Origin of the sequence: Halanaerobium praevalens DSM 2228, assembly GCF_000165465.1 — a bacterium.
GTDB classification, from domain to species: Bacteria; Bacillota; Halanaerobiia; order Halanaerobiales; family Halanaerobiaceae; genus Halanaerobium; species Halanaerobium praevalens.
In genome coordinates this window covers 698,739-721,588 of record NC_017455.1, presented here as the reverse complement: position 1 = coordinate 721,588, position 22,850 = coordinate 698,739, and the positions used below count along the sequence as shown (strand labels likewise).

19 protein-coding genes and 2 tRNA genes are annotated in these 22,850 nt (G+C 27.6%); 2 read left to right on the top strand and 19 right to left on the bottom strand.

Annotation, left to right across the window (positions count from 1 at the left end; all coding sequences use genetic code 11):
* Positions 1-4: 4 nt before the first annotated feature.
* The 3 genes from hrcA to lepA form a co-directional block, all read right to left on the bottom strand.
* Positions 5-1,063, bottom strand: coding sequence for a heat-inducible transcriptional repressor HrcA (gene hrcA, locus HPRAE_RS03285; RefSeq protein ID WP_014552831.1), 1,059 nt, complete (start codon positions 1,061-1,063; stop codon positions 5-7).
* A gap of 100 nt (positions 1,064-1,163) precedes the next feature.
* Positions 1,164-2,387, bottom strand: a complete 1,224-nt coding sequence (gene hemW, locus HPRAE_RS03280; protein ID WP_014552830.1) for a radical SAM family heme chaperone HemW — start codon at positions 2,385-2,387, stop codon at positions 1,164-1,166.
* A complete protein-coding gene (gene lepA, locus HPRAE_RS03275) occupies positions 2,380-4,167 on the bottom strand; it encodes a translation elongation factor 4 (protein ID WP_014552829.1) in 1,788 nt (595 codons plus the stop codon). Before lepA ends, hemW begins: the two co-directional genes overlap by 8 nt.
* Positions 4,168-4,421: 254 nt before the next feature.
* Between lepA and rpsT the strand changes: the two genes are divergently transcribed.
* Positions 4,422-4,682, top strand: coding sequence for a 30S ribosomal protein S20 (gene rpsT, locus HPRAE_RS03270; RefSeq protein WP_014552828.1), 261 nt, complete (start codon positions 4,422-4,424; stop codon positions 4,680-4,682).
* Positions 4,683-4,767: 85 nt separating this feature from the next.
* On the opposite strand, the gene holA is transcribed toward rpsT, so the two are convergent.
* From holA to HPRAE_RS03205, 13 genes are all read right to left on the bottom strand, one after another.
* Positions 4,768-5,775, bottom strand: coding sequence for a DNA polymerase III subunit delta (gene holA, locus HPRAE_RS03265; RefSeq protein WP_014552827.1), 1,008 nt, complete (start codon positions 5,773-5,775; stop codon positions 4,768-4,770).
* A gap of 86 nt (positions 5,776-5,861) precedes the next feature.
* Positions 5,862-8,192, bottom strand: coding sequence for a DNA internalization-related competence protein ComEC/Rec2 (locus HPRAE_RS03260; RefSeq protein ID WP_014552826.1), 2,331 nt, complete (start codon positions 8,190-8,192; stop codon positions 5,862-5,864).
* On the bottom strand, positions 8,189-8,812 hold the full coding sequence (locus tag HPRAE_RS03255) for a helix-hairpin-helix domain-containing protein (RefSeq protein WP_014552825.1): 624 nt from the start codon (positions 8,810-8,812) through the stop codon (positions 8,189-8,191). The genes HPRAE_RS03260 and HPRAE_RS03255 overlap by 4 nt, the downstream gene beginning before the upstream one ends.
* 97 nt (positions 8,813-8,909) lie before the next feature.
* Positions 8,910-9,524, bottom strand: a complete 615-nt coding sequence (udk, locus tag HPRAE_RS03250; RefSeq protein WP_014552824.1) for a uridine kinase — start codon at positions 9,522-9,524, stop codon at positions 8,910-8,912.
* A gap of 80 nt (positions 9,525-9,604) precedes the next feature.
* The gene (locus HPRAE_RS03245) at positions 9,605-9,811 is read right to left on the bottom strand and encodes a hypothetical protein (protein ID WP_014552823.1); all 207 of its coding nucleotides are present in this window, start codon (positions 9,809-9,811) and stop codon (positions 9,605-9,607) included.
* Positions 9,804-11,027 (bottom strand): patatin-like phospholipase family protein, encoded by a 1,224-nt coding sequence (locus tag HPRAE_RS03240; protein WP_014552822.1) that lies wholly within the window; start codon positions 11,025-11,027, stop codon positions 9,804-9,806. The genes HPRAE_RS03245 and HPRAE_RS03240 overlap by 8 nt, the downstream gene beginning before the upstream one ends.
* A gap of 96 nt (positions 11,028-11,123) precedes the next feature.
* A tRNA-Sec gene (locus HPRAE_RS03235) sits at positions 11,124-11,222 on the bottom strand.
* 52 nt (positions 11,223-11,274) lie between these two features.
* Positions 11,275-13,212 (bottom strand): selenocysteine-specific translation elongation factor, encoded by a 1,938-nt coding sequence (gene selB, locus HPRAE_RS03230; protein ID WP_014552821.1) that lies wholly within the window; start codon positions 13,210-13,212, stop codon positions 11,275-11,277.
* A complete protein-coding gene (gene selA / locus HPRAE_RS03225) occupies positions 13,213-14,625 on the bottom strand; it encodes an L-seryl-tRNA(Sec) selenium transferase (RefSeq protein WP_014552820.1) in 1,413 nt (470 codons plus the stop codon).
* Between the two features lie 117 nt (positions 14,626-14,742).
* A complete protein-coding gene (locus tag HPRAE_RS03220) occupies positions 14,743-16,770 on the bottom strand; it encodes a methyl-accepting chemotaxis protein (RefSeq protein ID WP_425357539.1) in 2,028 nt (675 codons plus the stop codon).
* A 172-nt stretch (positions 16,771-16,942) separates the two neighbouring features.
* Positions 16,943-18,025 carry an aldose epimerase family protein gene (locus HPRAE_RS03215; protein ID WP_014552818.1) on the bottom strand — a complete coding sequence of 361 codons (1,083 nt, stop codon included), beginning with the start codon at positions 18,023-18,025 and terminating at the stop codon, positions 16,943-16,945.
* A gap of 9 nt (positions 18,026-18,034) precedes the next feature.
* On the bottom strand, positions 18,035-19,393 hold the full coding sequence (locus HPRAE_RS03210; RefSeq protein WP_014552817.1) for a PFL family protein: 1,359 nt from the start codon (positions 19,391-19,393) through the stop codon (positions 18,035-18,037).
* 41 nt (positions 19,394-19,434) lie between these two features.
* A complete protein-coding gene (locus tag HPRAE_RS03205) occupies positions 19,435-19,704 on the bottom strand; it encodes an ACT domain-containing protein (RefSeq protein WP_014552816.1) in 270 nt (89 codons plus the stop codon).
* A 239-nt stretch (positions 19,705-19,943) separates the two neighbouring features.
* On the opposite strand from HPRAE_RS03205, the gene HPRAE_RS03200 reads away from it, so the two are divergent.
* Positions 19,944-20,471 (top strand): hypothetical protein, encoded by a 528-nt coding sequence (locus HPRAE_RS03200; RefSeq protein WP_014552815.1) that lies wholly within the window; start codon positions 19,944-19,946, stop codon positions 20,469-20,471.
* 62 nt (positions 20,472-20,533) lie between these two features.
* Here HPRAE_RS03200 and HPRAE_RS03195 read toward each other — a convergent pair.
* The 3 genes from HPRAE_RS03195 to HPRAE_RS03185 form a co-directional block, all read right to left on the bottom strand.
* Positions 20,534-20,610: transfer RNA gene (locus tag HPRAE_RS03195), tRNA-Arg, on the bottom strand.
* 100 nt (positions 20,611-20,710) lie between these two features.
* On the bottom strand, positions 20,711-21,679 hold the full coding sequence (locus HPRAE_RS03190) for a polyprenyl synthetase family protein (RefSeq protein ID WP_245528289.1): 969 nt from the start codon (positions 21,677-21,679) through the stop codon (positions 20,711-20,713).
* Positions 21,660-22,706, bottom strand: coding sequence for an FAD:protein FMN transferase (locus HPRAE_RS03185; RefSeq protein ID WP_014552813.1), 1,047 nt, complete (start codon positions 22,704-22,706; stop codon positions 21,660-21,662). Before HPRAE_RS03185 ends, HPRAE_RS03190 begins: the two co-directional genes overlap by 20 nt.
* Positions 22,707-22,850 lie beyond the last annotated feature (144 nt).

Below are 22,850 nucleotides of genomic sequence, written 5' to 3'. Positions count from 1 at the left end.
ATTATCACCCACTAGCTTTAGAAATTAACTTACCCAAAATATCGGAAATAATATCAACCGAAGAAATAACACGTGGATATTCCATTCGGGTGGGACCAATGACTCCAATTTTTCCAACTGCTCGATCAGATATATAATAAGTTGCAACAACTAAAGAGCAGTTTTTTATATCTTCAACTTCATTTTCCTGACCAATTTTAATTTCAAGGTCAGAACCAGAAATACTATTAATAATTTTGTTTAACATTTTGTCTTGATCAAGTAGTTTAAGCATTTTTTTTACTTTTGCCAAATCATTGAACTCTGGCTGTTCTAAAATATAAGAAGTTCCACCTAAATAAACTTTAACTCCATTTGGATCAAAAGCACCTTCAAATTCATCTTGAAATTGTTTAAATAAATCAACTGAAAGATCAATTCTACTTAACAGTTCTTTTTCAATTTCTTTTAGATAACTAGAATCTAAATTAGATAATAATTTATTTTCTAGCTTATGACTAAGAAAATTGTTAAGATATGAAATTTTACTAGTTGACAAATTTTGTTCCAAGTTAATAATTTTATTATTAACTATTCCTGTATCAGTTACCAGCACTAAAAGCAAAGAATTATCTGCTAACTGCATTATTTCAACTTTTTTAAGTCTACTAACTTTGCTTTTGGGTTCACTGACAAGAGCCGTATAATGAGTCATTTTCGACAACATTTTTGCCATTCCAGAAATAATATCCTGTACATCTTGTAAATCATTATATAAAGATTCTATATTGTCAATAGACCCAGTAGTATTATTTTTTTCTTTATTAATCAGTTGATCAACATAATAGCGATAACCTTTATCAGACGGTACTCTTCCAGCAGAAGTATGTGGCTGTTCTAAATAATCTAATTCTTCTAAATCAGCCATTTCATTTCTGATGGTTGCAGGACTTACATTCAGATTATACTTTTTTGCAAGTGTCCTTGAGCCAATTGGAGATGCAGAAATTATGTGTTCCTGAATGATGGCCTGCAGTATTCTCTTTTTTCTAGAGTCTAATTCACCAATTTCTTCAACCATCATTTCTCACCTCATTTTTTAGCACTCGATAAACAAGAGTGCTAACAACTATTAATAAAATAACATATAGATCTTTTTTTGTCAAATATATTTTGAGATTATTTTATAAAAATTTCAAAAAAACTTCATTAGCAACTTCTTTACCTCTCGTTGTTAATTTTATTCTTTCATTATTTTCTTTTAGCAAATCAAGAGCCTTTAATTCTGCTATCTCTTCTTTATATATGCTTTTAAATTCTAAACCAAATTTTTGATAAAATTTATGATAAAATAAACCTAAATCAGTTCTTAATGCTAAAAATGAATATTCTCCCCACTTTTCTTTGGGCTTTAAACAAGTTATGTTTCGAATCTTATTTTTTTTATGATCCCTTAAGCAATCAATTTTTTTTAACTTTTCTAAGTTATAATCATCTAAATCATAATAATCCAATCTTTGAGGATTATAATAATCTAAATAATAATTAAGATTGCTTAAATTTTGATATCTACAATTACCATCAAAACCGGAAGCTCCTGGCCCTAAAGCTAAATAAGGTTGATAAAGCCAATATATATAATTATGTTGGGCTCTATAGCCTTTTTGGCTAAAATTAGAAATTTCATAATGTTGGTAACCAGCTTGTTTTAATTTATTTAAAGCTAATTTATACATCTGAGCATCAAGTTCTTCTGTAGGTAGCTTTAGTTTTCCCTGATTATATTTTTGATAAAAAGGAGTGTTCTCATGAATTTCTAAATTATATAAAGAAATATGAGGTGGAAAAAAATCAAGTAATTCCTTTAAATCCTTTTCAAAATCTTCTAAACTTTGGTCTGGTAAAGCAAAAATTAAATCCACACTATAATTTTTAAAATTATTTGCTACAAGCTTTAATATTTTTTTATTTTGCAAAGAATTAGTTTTTCTGCCTAAAAAAGATAAGTGCTGATTATTAAAGCTTTGAATCCCTATACTTAAACGATTAATACCTGCTCTTTTAAAATTAATTATTTTTTCTTCACTTACAGATGCAGGATTAATTTCCATTGTTATTTCAGCTGTAGGAGTAACCTTAAATTTATTTTTTATTTTTTTAATTATATCTTTTATTAAATTTGGTTCTATTAAAGATGGAGTTCCTCCTCCGAAATAAATAGTCTTTACTAGTTTATTTTCAGTTTTTGCTGCTAAATCTTCTAATTCCATAAAAAGAGCGGCCCAATACTGGCCCACCCCTTTTTTTGTATATTGAACTGAATAAAAATCACAATAAGGACATTTACTACTACAAAATGGCAAATGCAGATAAATAGCATTAGCGTGTTTAAAATTTAATTTAGGCATTTTCATCTCTTTCTAATACTGTCATAAAAGCTTCTTGTGGAATTTCTACACTTCCAACTTGTTTCATTCTCTTTTTACCTTCTTTTTGTTTTTCTAACAATTTGCGTTTTCTACTAATATCTCCACCATAACATTTTTGCAGTACATTTTTACGCATGGCAGGAATATTAACTCTAGCTATAATTTTACCTCCAACTGCAGCTTGGATTGGTACTTTAAACATATGGCGAGGAATTACATCTTTTAACCTTCTCACTAAAGCATTACCTTCTTGATATGAATGTTCATCGTGAACAATTGTTGATAAAGCATCTACTACATCTTTATTAACTAAGATATCAAGTTTAACTAATTTAGACTCTTTATAACCTTCTAATTCATAATCTAAAGTTGCATAACCTCTGGTTTTAGATTTTAATTGATTAAAAAAGTCAGTAATAATTTCACTTAAAGGCATTTCATATTTTAGAGTCACTCTGTCTTGATCTATATACTGCATATCTTTAAAGTCACCTCGGTTATCTTGACAAAGTTCCATAGCTTGACCAACATATTCTTCAGGCAAATGAATTTCTGCAGTTACAAAAGGCTCTTTAATCTTATCAATTTCTCCCTGTTCAGGAAAAGCAGCTGGATTTTCAATTCTCAATTCTTCTCCACTTTTTTTAATAATCTGGTACTCTACACTCGGAGCAGTAATTACTAAGTCAAGATCATATTCTCTTTCTAATCTTTCCTGAATAACTTCCATATGTAGTAAACCTAAAAATCCACATCGAAAACCAAAACCAAGAGCTTCAGATGTTTCTGGCTCAAAAGTAAAAGAAGCATCATTTAGTTGTAATTTTTCTAAAGCCTCTTTTAAAACTTCATAATCAGAATTATCAGTTGGATAAAGACCACTAAATACCATTGGCTGAACTTTTTGGTATCCAGGTAAAGCTTTTTCTGCAGGATTTTTTTTCAAAGTAATAGTATCTCCAACCCTACAATTTCGAACATCTTTAATTCCCGAAATAATATAACCTACTTCACCTGAACTTAATTCATCTTTTTTCTGCATTGCAGGAGCAAAAATACCAACCTCATCTACCTCATAACTTTTTTGATTAGACATTAATAAAATTTTATCTCCCTTTTTAACTGAACCTTCCATAATTCTTACATAAGCAATTACACCCTGATAAGAATCATAAAGAGTGTCAAAGATAAGAGACTTTAAAGGATTTTTAGAACCATTATAAGGTGCCGGAACTCGATTTACTATTGCATCTAATATTTGATCAATATTAGTACCTTTTTTAGCACTAGCCAAAATTGCCTCATCTGGATCAATACCAATATCTAATAATTGTTCTTTCACTCTTTGAGGATTAGCTGAAGGTAGATCAATTTTATTAATAACAGGTATAATTTCTAAATCATGTTCTAAAGCCAAATAAATATTAGCCATAGTCTGAGCTTCAACCCCCTGAGCTGCATCAATAACTAATAAAGCTCCCTCACAGGCTGCTAAACTTCTAGAAACCTCATAAGCAAAATCAACATGGCCTGGAGTATCAATCAAATTAAGTTCATAACCTTGATATTCAATTGTAACAGCTTGAGCTTTAATAGTGATTCCTCTTTCGCGTTCCAGATCCATTTTATCTAAAACTTGTTCTTGCATTTTCCGGTCAGTAATTGTTCCTGTATATTCTAACATACGATCAGCAAGGGTAGATTTCCCATGATCAATATGAGCAATAATGCAAAAATTTCTTATTTTATCCGTCTGCAAAAAATTTCCTCCTTTTTCTTAATAACTTTCTAATTAAAATATATTATCCATAGTACTACAATTATATTATATTTATACTTATTAATCAATTTTCTTTTAGCTACTAAAAACTAGCTGAAACTAATTAATAAGATTTAAACAATAGTATTTTTGAATTTAAACCTTGCATTTTTAATAACAACATGTTAAAATTGAAATGTTGCAAATTAAGTCTGAGATTATAAATATTTACTTTGAAGAGGGGGTGAAGTTAGATGCCTATTATTAAATCTGCTAAAAAAAGAGTTAAAACTAGTGCAAAGAAAACTGCTCAGAATAAAGAATGGAAAGAAAGATTAAAAAATGCTATTAAAACTATGGAAAAAGCAGTTGAAACAGGGGATAAAGAAGCTGCTGCAGAACAGTTAAAAGAGACTAAAAAGGTCATCGATAAGGCTGTAACAAGAAATATTATCCATAAGAATAATGCAGCCCGTAAAAAATCCCGCCTCACAAAGATGTACAACAATATGTAATTTTAAATAAAAATATATCTAAGAGATAGCTATCTTTTAAATTTTTAAACTCATCCAAATGGATGAGTTTTTTATTTATTAATACTTAATAAGAAACTGATTTAATAATAATCATTTCTAAAGCAGTATTTTGATTTGGATAATAGCCTGTTAAAAAATGACGATTTGCTCTTAAAATTTCAGCTAATATTTGTTCTAATTCTTTTTGACTAAAATTTCTACTTCTTTTCATTGCTTTTTTGACTGGATATGGATGTTTATTTAATTTAGCTGCTATTTTTTTATTATTATGAGTATATTGGCTATAGAATTTAACCTGCATTAAAAGTTCTATCTGATTTTTAAGCATTGTTAATAAATATAACGGATAAACTCCTTTATTTAACATTTCTTTTAAAGTTAAAAGAGCTTGATCAGTTTTTTTATCACCAATTAAATCTAAAAATTTAAAGATTTCTTCATCTTGAATAAATTTTTCTCTACTAATTATTTCTTTTAAATCATAATAAGAAATTTTATCTTTATCTGGGTAACGAGTTATTATTTTTTCTATTTCACTATTTAAAATTTCTAATTTATTACTAAACATATTTTCTAATATTTTAAGGCTTTGACGATCAATTTTTTTATTATATTTTTGAAAACGCTCCATAATCCATTTATCTAAATCACGATAACGAGGTGGTTCAAATTCTTGGTATTCAGCAATTTCTTTTAAAGCTTGATAAAATTTCCTTCTCTTATCAAGCTTATTTGCAGTTAAAAAAACTAAAGTTGAACTAGTTGATAAACCTTTAAATATCTCTAAAAGCTTTTCTTTTTGTTTTTGGTTTAAAGAATCAGAATCATCAAAATCAGAAATAATATATCTTTTTTCGGCTCCCATTGGGGGTGTCTGGACTGCACTATAAAGTCTTTTTAAATATTCATCTCCAGGATTCACTTTAGCCAAATTAAAGTCTCTAATTGAATGAGGAATAAATTTCTGCATAAATTCTTTTTTAAATTTATTTCTTAAATACGTATTTTCTGCATAAATATAATATAATTTTTTTGCTTTTTTTTCTTTTTTAATAAATTCTTCTATTTCCATTTTAGCCACCTTCTTTAACTTAACTTATTCTGCTTCTTAATTATTTTAACATATTTAAGAGCTCCTCTCCAATTATTAAGCTTTATTTATTTAAAAGTTCTTACTCTAATTTGGCTACCATCAGAAATTATTTTAATTAATCCATTTTGATCAGTTCTTAAATATCTAATTGAATTTGTCTTAAATCTGTTTAAAACCACTGGTGCTGGATGACCAAAATTATTTTTCCCTACACAAATAATAGCTAAGTCAGGCTTGATTTTTGTTAATAATTTTTGTCCACTTGATGTTTTACTACCGTGGTGACCTGCTTTTAAAACATCTACATGAGCTAAATCATATTTTTTAACTATTCTTTCTTCTCCAGCTTGAGAAAGATCTCCAGTAAATAAAAAACTATTATTTTTATGTGTTAATAAAAAAACTATAGAATTTTCATTTCTATCTGAATGAATCTGATTTGGCTCAGGATTTAAAATTTCTATTTTACAATTTCCAAGCTTAAAAACCATACCTGCTGTTAAATAATTTGCTTTAACTTTTTTTTCTTTAATTTTTTGATTAAGAAAACTATGAAAAGTAGTTTTCTCTGTAAAAGGAGGAATTAAAACATTTTTGACTTTTTTTCTTTTAAATAAGTGCTCAATTCCCCCTACGTGATCAGCATCAAAATGACTTACCAAAAAATAATCAATTTTTTTAACTCCTAAGTAATTCAGATAAGAAATAATATTATATTCAATATTTCGTCCCTTAGTACCTGGTGGCCCTGTATCAATTAACATATTTTCTGATCCTGGAAATTGAATAAATATTCCATCTCCTTGTCCTACTGCAACAAAATTAATTTCTAATTTATTGGAATTGAAATTAATAAAAAAAGAACTAATAAGCATTAATAATAATAAAGAAACTATTTTACGCCAAAATAAAATTTTATTTAAATTTAATTGGATATAGTATTTCCTATATAAAAAAGCTAAAGAAAATAATAATATATAATAAAAAATCACTGTTATTAAATTTAATTTTCCAATTACTAAAGGTCTACCTTGTAGAATAGTCATTAATTTAAGACCTTTAAATAAATAATTTAATAAACATTCTATCAAAAACACTAAAGGTAATATTAAATTTAGACTAAAAATTGATAAAAAGACTAAAGTAAATATAAATGGTAATAATAAACTAATATAAGGAATTAACCAAAGATTAGTAATTAAAGAAATATAAGAATACTGATTAAAATAGTAACCTGCAATTGCAATTGAAGCCAGTTGAGCTACTAATGAGACAGCTAAAAATACTGGTAATCTCTGCTTAAAAATAGGTGTTAAATAAAATAAGGCTAAAACCAAAATATATGACAGTTGTAAAGAAACTGTAAATAAAGCTAAAGGATTAATTACTAAATTAATTATCAAAGTTAAAGCTATAATATTTAAAAAATCTGCCTCTCGATTAAACTCAGAGGCCCATAAAAATAAAAGAGCTAATAAAGCTGCTCTTATAATCGAAACAGCTGCACCTACAAGTATAATATAAATAAAAATCAAAAAACTCAAAAAGTAAAGAGCCATTTTTTTGCTAGTGAAAATTTTAAATAATAAATAAGAAAAACTTAAAATAATAATCCCCATATGCAAACCTGAAATTGCCAGTAAATGACTTGCACCCGCATTTTTTAATAAATCTTTTTGAGTAAAATTTAAATCTTCTCTTTCTCCTAATAAAATTGCTTTAATAAAAGCACCATTTTTAAAACTAAATAAATAATCAATATTAGTTAATAATATTTTTTTAAAACTAATTAATGAATTTTTTATAGATTTACTTTTTTGAATTAAATTTATTTTTTCTAATTCCCAACCTTGTTTATAAACACCTTTCTTTCTAAGATATTTGGCATAAGAAAATGAACCTGGATTTAAAGCTGTATCAATTTCACTTAACTCTAATTCTAAACTTATTAAATCACCGTCATTAAAATTATCTAATTTTTTAGAATGAATAATTATTTTTCCGTATTTAATTTTTTGACCATTAATAAAATAGGGCTTTAAATAAACTGTATCTCCTTCTAAATCTCCAAGGTCAAAATATAACTTCGCTATTAGTTTTATATTTTGAGACTCAATTTTGTTTAAAGAAAATTTACTTTGAAGTTTATATTCTTGATAAGTAAATAGAATTGTTCCCAAAATAAAAAATAAAATAATTAAAAAAATAAAAATATCATCTTTAGAAAAATTTAAACGAAATATAAAAAAATAAAATAAGAATAATAATTCAAACATTAAAATTACTTTAAGTAACAAAAACAATTTCAAATAAATTAATAAATAAGTAGTTAAAAGGCCTCCAACTAAAGCAAGAGCTATGAAAAAAAATGGTCTTCTTTTTAAATTAAAATTCATCTTAAAACAATCTCATCTTCAATATTAGCTAATGTTTTGGGGCCAATACCACTTATTTTTAATAAATCTTTTTTTTGAGCAAAAGGTCCATTATCAGAACGATATTTAATTATAGTTGCAGCTTTAGCAGGCCCTATACCACTTAAACTTTCTAATTCAGCTTGTGAAGCTCGATTAATATTCAAATATTTACTATCAGTATTTTTTGAACTATAATTTTGATTTATAACTTTATTTTTTGCCTTTAAATTAGAAGTTTCTTTTAATTTTAAAAGAGAAGGTATTTTTAATTTTTGACCATCAAATAATTTCTCAGCTAAATTTATTTGATCAAGATCAGCTTTTGTGGTTAATCCCCCCGCAGCTTTAATTAAATCAATTAGTCTGTCACTTTCAGTTAATTTATAAACCCCTGGATTTTTAACTGCTCCACTTAAATGAACAATCACTTTAGTTGCTTTTTTGTTATTTGATTTAGAAGCAATAGAACTTTCTTTTAAACTTAAATCATTTAAACTTTTAAAATCCGACTCATTTTTTAAATTTTTTTGAGAATAAGCAATAAAAACCAAAGCCATAATAACAACTACAATAATTATAGTTTTACTTTTATTTTTCATTATAAAACACCTCCTAAGTTAATATTCTTGATAAAATTTACTTTTCCTGTATTTTTTTACCAATTAATTTAAAAAAATATAGCATTTTCTTGCTATATTAATTTTCTCTGAGGTGATCTTTTATTTTTTTTATAATTAAATCATTAGCAATTTCATTTAAGCCACCATGTGGAATAATAATATCTGCCTGATATTTACTTGGTTCTACAAATTTTTGGTGCATTGGTTTTACAGTACTTAAATATTGCTTTTTAACAGAATTAAAAGTTCTATCTCTTTCTTTAATATCTCTACTAATTCTTCTTAATAATCTAATATCAGCAGCAGTATCTACATAAATTTTTAAATCAAATAGTTCTTTTAATTTTTGATAATGAAAAATCAAAATTCCTTCTACTATAATAATTGGAGCAGGCTTAACTTTTTTAGTTTCTGCTAAACGATTGTTGGTCTTATAAGAATAAACAGGCCTAGCAATTTCTTTTTTTTCTTTTAATTTTTCTAATTGTTTTATTAATAAATCAGTTTCAAAAGAATCAGGATGATCAAAATTAATATCTTGATCAGCAACTTTAAAATGACTTTGATCATAATAATAATAATCATGTTTTAAAATTGCTACTTTATCTTGAAAAGAATTTTTCAAAGTTTTGGCTAAAGTAGTTTTACCAGATGCAGTTCCACCTGCTATTCCAATCAAAAGTGCACTCATGCAGTTAACTCCTTTATAATTTTTATTTATTAACTAAACGTTTTATTATCAATATATTTTAAACCTAAAAAGCTAAATTTTTAATTTAAAATACCATTTAAACATTCATTACAAATATAAGAATCTTTATATTTTTTTAAATCTGATTTCGAACCGCAAAAAACACAATTTTTATCACTAACAGGTAATTCAGGGCCAGCATCACTTTGACCATAAATTCTTTTTCGTAAATCCCGAATCATTTCTTTTTCTGGACTTAAATCACTATTTTTATTTTTTCTATTCATAAAAATTATTTCCTCCTGGCTCAATAAACAACTTAGCAGCAATATCTAATAATAGATCTTCTTTTAGTTGTTTTGGTAGAAAACCACTTTTTTTAATAAAAGCTGGCAATTTTTTCACTAGCTTTTTATCTTTTTTTTGATAATTTTTATTAACTAAAGTTAAAAGTTCTTTAAATTTATAAATTTGATATCTATTAATTTCTAAGTTATCTGCAAGTTTTTCTAGTAAACTAATTATAATTTTTTTATAATCTGAACTATAATCTATTTCTAATAAATTAATTAATTTAGGAATTAAGTTTTCTAAAAAAGAACGAAGATAAGGTTCTTCAGGTAATGAAAATTGTTTTAATAATTTTTTAATTACTTTTTTATCTAATTTCAATAAATAATTAATAAAAAAATTTTCAGTTTCATTTATATTAAGATAATACTTAGTTCCAGCCAAATTTTTAAAATATCTTAAAGTATCATAATAACCCATTTCTATATTTTGACGAGCATTTTTTTGCTCAAAATTAAGCATTCTACCTAAATTTTGACTAGGATTAATAAATATTATATTTTCATTTTCAGTCGACTTTTGTTCAATTTTACCTAAACTATAAGTTCTAATTGCTATAATTTTTTGATATCCTTTTTTAAGAAGAGTTTTAATTGGTAAATTTTCATAAAACCCACCGTCTATTAAAATTTTACCATCTATTCGCTGCATTTTAAAAGCAGGCAAATAAGAACTTGCCATTATATAATCTACTAATTTACCTTGGGGAATATCTTCAATAAATAGTTCCAGTGGCCGTAAATCACTTAGAGATAAAGTAACTATTGCAAAATCAATTTTAGCATCTCTTAACTTTTTTTCATCAATATTTTCTTCTAAAATTTTTCTTAAAAAAGAATTATCCAAACCTCTATTTTGAATTACTTCTTTAAATTTTTTAATAAAATAAATTAAATTATTTTGATTTATACTTAAATTCAATAAATTAGATAAATGCTTATCTTCAATATCCAAAACTTCTGCAGTAGAAATATTATACCAATAATCATAAGCTATATCTAATTTGCCCTGTACAAACATTGCTCCATTCATTGCTCCAATAGAAGTGCCAGCAACTGCTTCAACTTCTAAATTCAGCTCTTTAATCGCTTTAAGAGCTCCGATATGATAGGCACCTTTTGCACCACCACCTTCAAGCACAAGTCCATACATTTAAATTCTCCTTATTTAGTCTTTTGTAATTAACTAATTAAAATCAAGACCTTAAATAAAAATAAACCACAGCCTAAAATAAAGACTGTAGTAATTTGGCGGGAATGTGTGGGAATCGAACCCACCACAGACAGGTCCGCCTGCCTGCCATTGGATTTGAAGTCCAAGATGTCCACCATGGACACAGCCACTCCCTTATATTTGCTAATATCTATTCTAACATTATTCTTATATTTCATCAAGTTAATTAATCGCTTTTTTTAATTTTTTCTAATTTATTAGTCGGATAACGTAAATCCTCTTTTCTTTTTAATAATTTAAGCTCTTCTAATTTTTTTAATAAAGGTAAAGCATAACGCCTACTACTTCCAATTAAATCCCTAAATTCCGCTAAACTAAGTGATTCATTTTTTTGAAAATAATTATTTAAGATTATTTTTAGCTGAGAATAAACTTCTTGATCAAAATATAATTCAGAGTTTATTTGAACTAAATAATTATTATCTACCAAATAATTAAAAATACTTGCTCCATTTTCATATTGCTCAACTATTTCTTCTTTGGCAGGGGGATTAAAAAGATTTTTTTGATATAATTTTAAAATTTTATTTTTAATAGCTAATAGATCCTTAGTTAAGCTGATTTTAAAAGCAAATTCTGAAATTAAATTATTATTTTCTTTAAGCACTTTCTCTTTAACTAAAATTTCAAGCATAGTATCCATTTCTTTTTTATTTAAACTAAAATCTATTTTAGATCTAAGTTCTTCTTTTTTTAAGCCAGCTCTCAGTTCAAACTTTTTATGATAGGCATTTATTATTTTTAAAATATCTTCTTTTATTTTTTCAAAATCTTGGTAGTGAATATAGCTTTTATCAGTTCTTAATTCAATAATTTTTGCTTCTTTTACTAAATCATCTAGAATACTTTTTAACTTTTCATTTTTTAAAGCACTTTTTTTCTTTAAAAACTTAATTTCAGCTGCTGAATTTTCTTTTTTTCTAATAAAAATTTCAACTGCTTCTTTTAGATCAGCTTTTTTTAGATTATCTAAATCAGTCATTATTTTGTGCTCAGATACTTTTCTGCGTGGTGGAGGGTCAAGCTCTAAAATTTCTCCTCCTCCAATTGTCTGCATTGGAGAAAAACGTCTGATTATATATTTTTGTTTAAAAAATAAGGCTGCTTTTTCAGCTAAAACTAACTTAACATATACTTTTTCACCAGGAAATGCTTCTTTTTTATTATATAAATAAATTTTACCAGTAGTGTCTAGAGCAGCTGTATGAAAATGAATTGAATCACCATTTTTTATAGTAAAATTTAAGTTTTCTAAAATTTTAAGTTCAGCTTCAAAAAATTTACTTTTTAAAAGTGAATCTGGAGTTGTTATAATATTCCCTTTTTCTATTTCAGATTTTTCTAAACCACCAATATTAATTCCAACTCTGCTACCTGCTTCCACCTTTTCAACTTCTTGACCATGGTTTTCTAAACTTCTAATTTTGATTGTTTTTTCCATTGGATATAAAGCAAGCTCTTCTCCAGCTTTAATTTCACCACTAAACAAAGTACCAGTTACAACAGTACCAAAACCTTTAAGAGTAAATACTCGATCAATAGGATAATATGGTATTTCCGATTTCTGACGTTTTTTCATCTGTAAAGCTGTTTCTATAATTAAATCTTTTAAAGCAGCAATTCCCTTACCAGTTTCAGAATCAACTCGAACTATATCAGCTTTTGCAGCAAAACTACCCTTAAATTGATCTTTTAAATCTAATTCTATTAAATCAGTCCACTCTTTATCTACAAGCTCAATCTTAGTTAAAACAATAATTGCTTTTTCTACTTCTAATAAATCTAAAATGGCTAAATGTTCTAAGGTTTGAGGCATAACACCTTCATCTGCTGCAATAACTATTAAAGCTAAATCTACACCCCCAGCAGCTGCTAACATTTTATTAACAAATTTTTCATGACCAGGGACATCAACTATCCCTAAGCGTAAATTTTCAGAATTAGTTTTATCATTTTCTAAATGGGAAAAACCAGGCTCAATTGAAATACCTCTTTCTTTTTCTGCTGCCAGTCTATCTGTTTCATCACCAGTTAAAGCCTTAATTAAAGTACTTTTTCCATGATCAACATGACCTGCTGTTCCTATTATAATATTTTTAGTCACTTAAAACACCTCAGTTAATACTTTATTAATTGCACAGGCTAATTCAGGCAAATGACGCTCTGCTACTGTTTTTAAATCAAAAACCAATTTCTCATTTTGAATTCTAGCAATTACTGGAGTTTTGAGCTGTCTTAATTGATAGCTAAAGTTTTCTGCACTCTTTTCTCCAAGATCAATAACTAAAGCGTAGCTAGCAAAAGTACTTAAAGGATAAGCTCCTCCACCTACTTTAGCCTCTGATTTATTAATTTTCAATTCAATATTTTTAGGTGCCTTTATTTGAGCTAATAATTTCTCAGCTCTCAATTTAACTTTTTCTGCCTTTTCAGTAATTAAATTTAGAGTTGGTATTTTTTCTATAGCTTCTTCAAAATTATAATATAATTTTAAAGTTTCTTCTAAACTTGCCAGTGTCATCTTATCTACTCTCAGTGCTCTCATTAGTGGATGTGCTTCTATTTCTGATATATATTCTTCTTTACCTACAATAATTCCTGCCTGTGGTCCTCCCAGAAGTTTATCTCCACTAAAAGTCAAAATATCGATTCCAGCTTTAACTGCTTCTTGTACTGTAGGTTCATAAGCTAAACCGTATTGAGAAAGATCAAATAAAATTCCACTACCTAAATCTTCAATAACAGGTAAATTATGTTTGTGAGCCGCCTCTACCATTTCTTTAGCCTCAACGAAATGAGTAAACCCTTGGATTCTATAATTACTAGTATGAACTTTAAGCAAGGCCCCTGTTTTTTCATTTACTGCTGCTAAATAATCTTTTAAATAAACTTTATTAGTTGATCCAACCTCTTTTAAAATGGCTCCACTACTTTCCATTACTTCTGGAACTCTAAAAGAGCCTCCAATCTCTACCATTTCACCCCTAGCTAAAATAACTTCTTTAGCTTCTGCCACTGTTTTTAAGACTATCATAACAGCTGCTGCATTATTATTAACTACAACTGCTGATTCAGCACCTGTTAAATCTTTTAATAACTTTTTGATTCTATTATATCTATAGCCTCTTTTTCCAGTTTCTAAATCAAATTCTAAGCTAGAATATTCACCAGCAATAGAAATAGCTTTTTCTAAAGCATTTTCAGCCAAAACAGAACGCCCTAAATTAGTATGTACTATTATTCCACCTGCATTAATAACTTTTTTAATTCCTTGGTCCTCTTCAGAATTTAACTCTTTTTCAACTTTATTTAAAACTTGGTTGATTGCTAATTCTTCCTTTATTAAATCAAAACCACTTTCTTTAGCCAAAATTTTATTTCTGATTTTATCTAATTCAGAACTTAAACTCTCTAAAAATCTATTTCTAGTATATTTATTAATTATTTTTTCTGCTTTTTCTGATTTCAAAAAATCATTAATAGCTGGTATAGATCTTAAAAGATCTTTTTTCTGCATTATTATTTCCTCCAAATCTAAAATTTATATATTTATAATCTCATTTTATTTAAAATAAACTTTTTAAAAATAAACCCGCTTAGCTTTTTAAGGCTAGCGGGATTAACTTAAATTAAACTAAACATCAAACTTTTCTATTAATTGTTCTAATTGAGATGCTCTTTCTGCCAGTTCGTTTGCAATAGAAGAAACTTCTTCAACTGAAGCTGTTTGTTCTTCACTAGCAGCAGCTACTTCCTCTGCTGAGGCTGAAGTTTCTTGAGAAATCCCAGCAATATTCTGAGCATTATTAGATATTTTTTTACTAAATTGATTACTATCTGTAACAATTTTAGCTGATTTTTTCATACCTTCATTTATTTTAGCTAAGGTATTTTTAATTTCTTTAAAAGTAGAACTAGCTGAATCAACTAATTCTTCTCCATTTAAAATTTCTTTTTCACTGCTTTTCATTTCTTTTCCAACTGACTCAGTTGTAACAGTTACTTCATCTATTAATTTTTTGATTTTATCTGCTGAAGAAGAAGATTCTTCTGCCAAATCTCTAATTTCATCAGCCACTACTGAAAAGCCTCGACCAGCTTCTCCTGCTCTAGCAGCCTCAATAGCAGCATTTAAGGCTAATAAATTAGTTTGTTCAGAAATATTATTAATTATATCAATAATACTTCCAATTTCTTGAGAAATAGACTCTAACTCAGAAATGTCTGCAGCAACTTCACGCATTGATTTTACAATTTGATGCATTTGATTATTTAATTTATCCATTTTTTCTGTTCCTTCTGCAGTTACTTGATTCATATCTTTAGTTAAAACTTCAACTTCTTGATTATTAGTATCCAGTTCTTCTATACCTTCTGCCAATTGCTGAATATTATTTGAAACTCCCTCTACATTTTTAGCTTGTTGATCAGCACCAGTCGCAACTTCTTGAATCGAAATTGCTACTTGTTCTGATGTATTACCAACTTCTCTTGAACTTTCTTCTAAATGCTCAGAAGTTTCTGTCACCTGATTAGAAGTTTCTTTAATACTATGGACCATATTTTTTAAGTCTTTAACCATTTGATTAAAAATATGACCTAATCTACCTAATTCATCTTGTCGCTCAATTTCTAGTTCTACATCTAGATTGCCATCAGAGACTTTGCGCATCTGTTCTCCATAATTAACAATTGGTTTAACAAGATTTGTTCTAATATAAAAAGCAATTATAGTTACTAAAACTAATAAAACAATAATCGATAAAATGATTATTTGTCTTAAAACTTTAGCATTAGCATTATAGGCCTCTGCTGACGGAATTTGAGCAAAAATTGCTCCTTCTATCTCGTCAATTGGAATAAAAGAGCTAAGTCTGCCTTCTCCTTGATAATCATATTCTATAAAACCAGATTGACCATTTGTAGCTGCAGAAGTATCAAAAAGTTGACTAACATCAAAGCGATCAGCTACTAGTTTTTGATCTGGATGAGCTAATAATTTAGCTTCTGAATCAATCATAAACGTATAGCCTGTTTCACCAACTTTAGTTGTCGCAACTAAACTGCTAATTCCAGCTAAAGAGATATCTCCTGCTATAATTCCAACAAAATCACCATTTTGATCTCTAACTTTTTTGGCAACTGAAATTATTAAATTTCCACTACCAGCATCCCGATAAGTATCAGTCCAAACAGCTTGATCTGTTTTTTGGGCATTTTTATACCAAGGTCTAACTCTTGGATCATAATCTGCAGGTAAATTATCTTCAGGTGCTATCATCATCTCACCAGCTGGTGTTCCTAAATATAAATTTTGAAATTCATCATAATTTTCTACTACAGAATTTAATAGCACTAATAATTCTTTTGAACTGGCATTTTTAACTTCTGATTGAGTAGCTAAAAAATCAATTACTGCCTTTTTTTCTTGTAAAAAAGAACTTATTTCAGCTTCCATCTTTTCTGCAATACCGTTATTTCTTTCACGAGCCAACTCAGTTATTTCTTCATTTACTGTTTTATTAATTGAATATCCCAGGCCCCCCATACCTAAAATAATAACTAAAGCAATTATTGCTATTATTTTAGTGCTTAAACTTTTACTAAGTTTAATATTTTCTGAGAAAGATAAAAAACTTTCTTCTTTTTTCAAAAAAATCACTCCCCTTGTTTTAAAAATTCTATTTTTAATAAAATCGAGCAATATTGAAATTAAATAGAAGTTAATGTTATTTTATTAAATTTTAAAAATAAAATCAAATCAATTTTCTGATTATAGACAAAAAACTTGCTTTTAAAAAAAATCTATCCCTATTTAAACTTTAAAAGAGTCTTTATTGAATTAAATCAAATTTAAATTCTGTTACTGTTCGATATTTTTCACCTGGTCTTAAAACAGTAGCAGGAAAATTTTCTTGATTAGGTGAATTGGGATAATGCTGAGTTTCTAAACAAAGTCCACTCCGACTACTATAATTTTTATTATTTTTAGCTTTTTTAGACAAAATAATTTCATTTCCACTATAAAACTGAATTCCAGGCTCAGTTGTCCAGACCTCAAGCTGCCTCCCACTTTTTCTTTCTTTCAACCTAGCAGCTAATTCAAGTTCTTTTTCTGTTTTATTTAAAACAAAATTATGATCATAACCATTAGCTAACTCTAGCTGCTTATGTTTAGATTTAAGGCCAGCAGATATTTTTTTAGTATTTCTAAAATCAAAGGGAGAGTTCTTAACTGATCTAATTTCACCAGTTGGAATCAGATTTTCAGTAATTGGAGTATATTTATCTGCTTTAAGATATAATAAATGATCTGCTATAGTTGAGTTTCCCTGACCTTTTAAATTAAAATAACTATGCTGAGTCAAATTTACTACTGTTGGCTGATCAGTTTCTGCTCTATATTCAACTCTTAATTTATTATCAGATGTCAGAGTATAATAAACCACAGCCTTTAAGTTACCAGGAAAACCACCTTCTCCTTCTTGGCTTAAATGAGTCAGCTTAATTGATTTTTTACCATTTAATTCAACTTTTTCTGCAGTCCATAATTGACTATCAAATCCATCTTGACCACCATGTAAACAACAAGCTTGACCATTTATTCTTTCATTTATTTCTAAATGATGTTTTTGCTTATTTAACTCAAATGTAGCTCCTGCAATTCGATTACTATAGCGACCAATTATTGCCCCAAAATAATTGGGATCACTCAAATATTGCTCTAAATTATCATAACCTAAAACTATATCTGCTAAATTACCATTTTTATCTGGAGTATAAAGTCGAACTATTCTAGCTCCATAATTTGTAATTTCAATTTTGAGATCATTTTTATTTTCTAAGATATATAAATCTGCTTTTCTGCCATCTTTTAATTCGCCAAATTTTTTTTGAGAAATAGTTACTTGACTCATTAAATCCTCCTAATTTTTAAGACTTTGTAAAGGTGCTGGTATTCTACCACCCCGAGCAATAAAATTAGAGCTGGAATAATCACTAACTTTCATTATTGGAGCTTTACCAAATAATCCACCATAAACTACTTCTTCTCCAACATCTTTACCTGGAACAGGAATTATTCTAACTGCTGTTGTTTTACTATTAACCATTCCAATTGCAGCTTCATCTGCAATAATTGCTGCAATAGTATCTGCTGTGGTTTTACCAGGTACAGCTATCATATCAAGTCCAACTGAGCAAACAGCAGTCATTGCTTCTAATTTTTCTAAATTTAAAGCACCTTTTTCAACTGCTTCAATCATTCCAGCATCTTCACTAACAGGAATAAAAGCACCACTTAAGCCTCCAACATGAGATGAAGCCATTACTCCTCCTTTTTTAACTGCATCATTTAAAAGTGCCAGAGCAGCAGTTGTTCCATGGCTGCCAGCAACTTCAACCCCTATTTCTTCCAATATACGAGCTACACTATCTCCTACTGCTGGAGTTGGAGCTAATGAAAGATCAACAATACCAGCAGTTACTCCTAGCTTTTCGGATGCTTCTTGAGCAACTAATTGACCCATTCTTGTGATTTTAAAGGCTGTTTTTTTAATTGTTTCAGCAACTTGATCAAAGGATTCTCCTTTAACCCTTGTTAAAGCAGACTTAACAGTTCCCGGGCCAGAAATACCAACATTTATCATACATTCTCCTTCACCAACTCCATGAAAAGCACCAGCCATAAAAGGATTATCTTCAGGCGCATTAGCAAAAACTACTAATTTACTAGCTGCTACCCCACCTTGAGCAGCAGTTAGCTCAGCACATTCTTTTACTATTTGACCCATTAAAGCTATAGCATCCATATTTAAACCAGCTCTAGTAGTCCCAATATTTACAGAGCCACACACTCTTTCTGTTTCAGATAAAGCTCTTGGAATTGAATTAATTAATTTTTTGTCAGCTTTGGTCATTCCTTTTTGAACTAAAGCAGAAAAACCTCCAATAAAGTCAACTCCTACTTCCTTAGCTGCTTTATCTAAAACTTTAGCAAATTCTACATAATCTGAGTCATTACTAGCAGCTGCTATAAGTGAAATCGGGGTTACCGAAATTCTTTTATTAATAATAGGAATATCATATTTTAATTCAATTTCTGCAGCTGTCTTCACTAAATCACCTGCATAATTAGTAATTTTATTATATATCTTTTCTCGTGCCTTTTTGCCATTACTATCTGCACAATCAGCTAAAGAAATTCCCATTGTAATTGTTCTAATATCTAATTTCTCTTCTTCTAACATTCTCACTGTTTCCATAATTTCATATGTATTTAACATTGACTCACTTCCTTTCAACCTTTATAATTTGAGTGGAATTTTTAAATTCTATGCATTGAACGAAAAATTTCTTCATGTTGCAGTTTAATAGAAACCCCTAGTCTATCTCCTGTTTCTTGTAATTTCTTTTTTAATTCTTCCAAGGAAATATCAACCTCATCTAAATTAATCAACATTGTCATTGTAAAGTAATCATTAAGTATAGTTTGACTAATATCTAAAATATTAACTTTTTCTTCTGCTAAAATAGTACTCACTTCAGCAATAATTCCAATTTGATCAAGACCAATAACACTAATAATTGCTTTCAAAATAATCTTCCTTTCTTTTAAATAAATTAATTTTAAATTATTATAAAAAAATTATAATTCTTATTGTTAATCTTATCATTTATTAATTTTCTTTACAAGATTATTATTTTTCAGAAATATATAATAATTAAGCAAAAGATTTAAAGGAGAAATGAAGATTATAGTGAATATATTAAATAACATAAGCTTATCTGAGTTTTGTTTTTAAAAATCATAAAATAGTACAATAGGGGGCTAAAATGTTAAAATATAAATTAATTGAAGAGCTTAAAAATCACTTTGGTACAGACAAATTAAACTTAGAGCAAAATTTAAAAGTTACAGAATGTGCAGCTGAATTAATAAAATTATTTAAAACAAAATACCCAAATGAAAACCTCAGTGAACAAGTTATTATCTATTCTGCTGTATTACATGATCTAGGATTAAAACAAGATAAAACAAACTCTGAAAATAATTCTATAATCTTAAAAAAATTGAAATCTTCAGCCTCTGCAAAAGATCTAATATCATCTTTAAATATTGAATCATTAAATATTGATTTTCAAACAATGGAAGAAATTGCTCAAATTGTTATTCATCATCATAAAGCTGGAAAAGTTAGTAGTAATAATTTTAAAATATTATATGATGCTGAATGGATAATCAAATTAGAAGATAATTATCAATTAAATAAATTAAGTGAAAAAGAAAAAGATACCTTAATAGAAGAAAAATTAATTTCTGATTTAGCTAAAAATTTAGCTAGAAAAAGATTTTTAAAATAAAAAAGACCAGCCAAATTAATGGTTGGTCTAAGTATAATCATTGTTATAACAAGTATTATAAATGGTGGGGTTAGGCGGATTTGAACCGCCGGCCTACAGATTAGGAATCTGTTGCTCTATCCAGCTGAGCTATAACCCCAGAAACTATATATATTTTATAATTAAATCATTTAAATATCAAGTTAAATTTAAAAACTAACTATTTTAAAAGGAATTTCTAATTTTTTAGGAAAATTTAACTAAAATTTTCTTTCTATTTGAGCCTCAACTAATTTTTTCAATCTTTTTTTTGCTTTATTATTTGGTAACTGTTCAAGATATTTCTTAACTCTATTAATAAAACGCAGAAGAATATCTTGGCTTTCATCTAAAGCTCCTGCAACTTTCAAATCTGCTATAATGCTTGCAACTACTTCAGGCTCAAGTTTTTTGTTATTGTATCTTTTGTACTTATTTCTATATTTTTCTTTATTAAAAAGTAAAATCACAGGTAAAGTAATTATTCCTTCTTTTAGATCTTGGGCTAAAATTTTACCAGTCTCTTCTTCTTCACCTTCAAAATCAAGCAAATCATCTTTGATCTGAAAAGCCATCCCTATTTCTAAGCCTAATTTATATAATAAATTTAATTTTTTACCTCTAACTCCACTTACATAAGCTCCAAGGTAACTACTTAAAGCAAAAAATAAAGCAGTTTTATGTCTAATCCGTCGGTAATAATCTCTCATGCTTATTTCTAAATCAAATTTTTTTTCAGATTGTTCAATTTCACCTTCACATAAAAGACTGACATTTTTATTCATTTTGCCTAAAGTTGATTTATCTAAATATTTAAAGAAAATATTAAAACTACGTGATAATAAAAAATCACCAATAAACACTGCTTCTTCTTTACCAAACTTATGTTGAGCAGTCTTTTTTCCTCTTCTCAATTTAGCATTATCTATTACATCATCATGTAAAAGTGATGACATATGTAACAATTCAATTCCACTTCCTAATTGAAGCAGTTTTTCTTGATCATAATCTCCAAAAGAAGCAGCTAAAAACATTAAAAATGGTCTTAATTTTTTTCCCCCACCTTTAATTAAATCAGAAACAGCTTCATTAATAATTCTTCTTTTAGAATTAGTGATTTCTAATATATTTTCATTTAATTTATTACATATTTTTTGATAAAACTTATCTTCAATTAGCAAAATACTCACCTTCAATTAAATTGAAATCTTTATTTTTTATTTCAACTAACTCTTTTAAGCCAGAAGAAAGATAAACATCAAGCTCTTTAGTTATAAACATAGCTTCAACTTCATCAATGGTTTCGATAAATTTCATTCCTTTTTTTAAACCCATCACATAAATTGAGGTTGAAAGAGCATCAGCATCAAATGAGCTACTGCTAATAATACTTACACTTAACAGATTATTTTGAGCTGGATAACCAGTTTTAGGATCAATAATATGGTGATATAATTTACCATTTTCTTCAAAGTATCTTTCATAATTACCTGAAGTTACTATTGTCATATCTTTAGCTGCAACTATAGCCATTACAGAACCTCTTCCTTTTCTTGGATCTTGAATTCCTATTTTCCAAGCTGAGCCATCAACCTTATCACCAATAACTAAAACATTTCCACCAAGGTTAACAAAAGCGTGTTTTACTTCATTTTTTTTCATAATTTTTCGCACACTATCAGCAGCATAACCCTTAACTATGCCACCTAAATCAATTTTTACTTTAGCTTGTGTTAATTTAGCAGATTCTTCATTTAGATCTAAGTACTGATAACCAGTATTTTTTAAAGCTTTTTCAATTGCAGAAGGCTGAGGTACAGTTGGATTTTTAGTTCCTATTCCCCATAAATTAACTAAAGCTCCTAAAGTAGGATCAAAATCACCAGCAGTTAAATTAGCATATTTTTTAGCTTTTTTTAAAACTACCATTGTTTCTGGAGCTATTATAATTTCTTTTTTCGGATTATGATTTAGTTTATAAACATCACTTTTTGTTACTGTTTTACTCATTAAATTTTCAATGGCTTCTATTTGATCAATACTCTCTTTAACAGCCTTTTCAGCACCATTTCCATGAGCTCTAACCTTAACTAAGGTATCCATTAAAAAAGCATTATCTTCTACTTTTTTTAACTCAGATTGATTATTACAGGCAGTTAAAAAAAGTATCATCATAATTAAAATACTAAATAACAATATTTTTTTCTTTTTAGACAAGTTACCACTTCCTAATTTTCTAATTTATTATTTAAAATAATTTAATCTTTAGTAAATCAATTATATTTTATCATATCTAATTATTTTTGCAAAGATTAAACTTGAGTACTTTTCTTGCAATTTAATTTAAATATGCTATAATTT